Here is a 2,023-nt window from a genome sequence, read left to right as displayed (position 1 = left end):
GCGAACCCCGTGACCAACACGGACCCGACGGGCCTGTGGTCGCTGGGCGAGATGGGCGGCGCCATGGCGGGGCAGAGCATCCTCGCTGGGTCGAGCGGACTGAACTTCTGGGTCGTATTGGGGATGCTGGTCCCTCGTGCGGAAGCAATTGTAGTTTTCTCTGTCATCAGTTACATTACGATTGAAATTTTAGATGCAGTGCTCAGTGGACATTTGTCAATGGCTGAATTTCTGAGGGAGCTTCAACTTGCGATAGATTTAAACAAAACTGTCCGTGAATTTATAAAAGGGAAAAAGGCAAGCATTAAAAATGCTCCCTTGGATCCAGGAGGCCCTTCTTGGGATGAATTGCTCCCCCTGACACTGGAAACTGTGCGCCGGCTTGCGCAACAAAACAAAACGGGTTACAAGACGATTTGGAAGCTACTAACCAGTCACCGGTTTGATAAGTAGGAGGGGCAATAGATGCAGGAGCTATTGCGTTTTCTTAACATGCTTGAGGAGAAAAAAATTTACTATCAGCTTAATAAAGTCCGTGATGAAGCTATAATGGTTGAAATAGCTGTTCCTGGACAGCATTGGGAAGTTGAATTCATGGAGGACGGCTCAATTGAGATTGAGAAATTTATAAGTCCTGGTGAGATTTTTGCTTGTAAAGATATCAGTAACAGTAAAGAAATTGACGATTTGTTCCGCGATTTCTCTGATTGAAGTGATATAAAGGGGCTCCCAGCTTTACCGGGGGGCCCTGCCCCATAACGTCGAGACCGGCGAGAGGGCGCTGAAGGCAGCCAAAGAGGTCTTCGTGCGGGAGAACGACGAGCTCCTGCACATCGAGACGAGCCGGGGCGTCGTCGACGCGACGACCAGCCACCCGTTCTATGTCGTGGGCAAGGGCTGGGTTGCGGCGGGCGACCTCTCGGTTGGGGACAGCATCCACGCCCTGTCCGGCGACGCGGGGATTGTGACGGGCCTGAGGCTGGAAAAGCTGGACCAGCCCATCCCCGTCTACAACCTCGAGGTCGAGGACTTCCAATCCTACTTCGTCGGAAGTGGCGTGTTGGTGCATAATAAATGCCTAAATAATGCAAAGGCAAATCGCGTTGGGCAGCATTTTGGCTATAAAAATGCGAAAGACTTTAAAAAAGCGTTTGTCGGTAGTATGGGAAAACGGTACAATATAAATGTGGATAAAAGCACAAAGGAGGTAATCTTGGAAGGAGTTCGTAAGGGGTTAGAGTCGATATATACAGGCTTATTTTACAATTAGCCAAAAAACTCAATCAGATGCCCAATGGCATCTGACTGAGTTTTTTGTATTAATAAGGAAGGAATTTAATTGAAAAAAAAGAGTTCTGTGTATCCCCAGATCCAAGTTGACTTTAGCGTTTTTTACCCTTCGCCCTTGGATGTTATTACCAATTTATTAGGCGTGGAACCTAAAAAATGCAGACAAACTGTAGTGATACCCAATCCTCTTTACTACTGGTACATGGTAACCGAACAATCTCACTGCAGATGCCTGCAGGAAAAATTTGATGAAATGATCTCCATGCTCGGAAAGCTCGGAGCAAAAGTGGAGGTTCTTCAGCAACTGGTCAAAGATTATGAAATTGGTGTAGACTTTGGTGGTGTTGTCGTGATGAAAAACGGCGATGCACCCGAGCTATGCCTCTCAAAAGAAACAATAGCGCTTTTGGCTTCGTTGAATGCTCAATTTGGAATTGCTCTCTACAAACCTTGATTTTTAAGCAAGGGGGATTTTTTGGGGCTCCTCGCCTTTTTAAGTGGGTAGGTCTACCTGTAGCTTTCCTGCGATGATGTTATGAACGACGATGGAAAAGGAAATTGAACAAAATTACAGAATTTCCTGATTTTTGACAATCGAATAAGAGTTATTGTTTTGCGGGGCAGGAGAAGCGGACCGCCTACGACGCGGCGGGGAACCGCGTTTCGAAGAGCGTGGGCGGCGTGGCGACGACCTACACCTACAACGCGCTGAACCAGCTGACGGGCGAGACGG

Annotated in this window: 4 protein-coding genes; all 4 read left to right on the top strand. The window is 47.7% G+C overall.

Annotation, left to right across the window (positions count from 1 at the left end; genetic code table 11):
* Positions 1–453: hypothetical protein (locus tag EII26_RS13220; RefSeq protein ID WP_158612347.1), on the top strand; the 453-nt coding region annotated here is incomplete at its 5' end.
* Positions 454–465: 12 nt separating this feature from the next.
* Entirely contained in the window at positions 466–711 is a 246-nt protein-coding gene (locus EII26_RS12790) for a hypothetical protein (RefSeq protein WP_124889535.1), read from the top strand.
* A 37-nt stretch (positions 712–748) separates the two neighbouring features.
* Entirely contained in the window at positions 749–1,270 is a 522-nt protein-coding gene (locus EII26_RS12785; protein ID WP_124889534.1) for a polymorphic toxin-type HINT domain-containing protein, read from the top strand.
* 69 nt (positions 1,271–1,339) lie between these two features.
* Positions 1,340–1,744 (top strand): DUF4279 domain-containing protein, encoded by a 405-nt coding sequence (locus EII26_RS12780; protein ID WP_124889533.1) that lies wholly within the window; start codon positions 1,340–1,342, stop codon positions 1,742–1,744.
* The last annotated feature ends 279 nt before the right edge of the window (positions 1,745–2,023 follow it).

Origin of the sequence: Fretibacterium sp. OH1220_COT-178, from assembly GCF_003860125.1 — a bacterium.
Lineage (GTDB): Bacteria > Synergistota > Synergistia > Synergistales > Aminobacteriaceae > CAJPSE01.
Note: the sequence above shows the minus strand (reverse complement) of the source record. Positions and strands in the feature narration are given on the sequence as shown.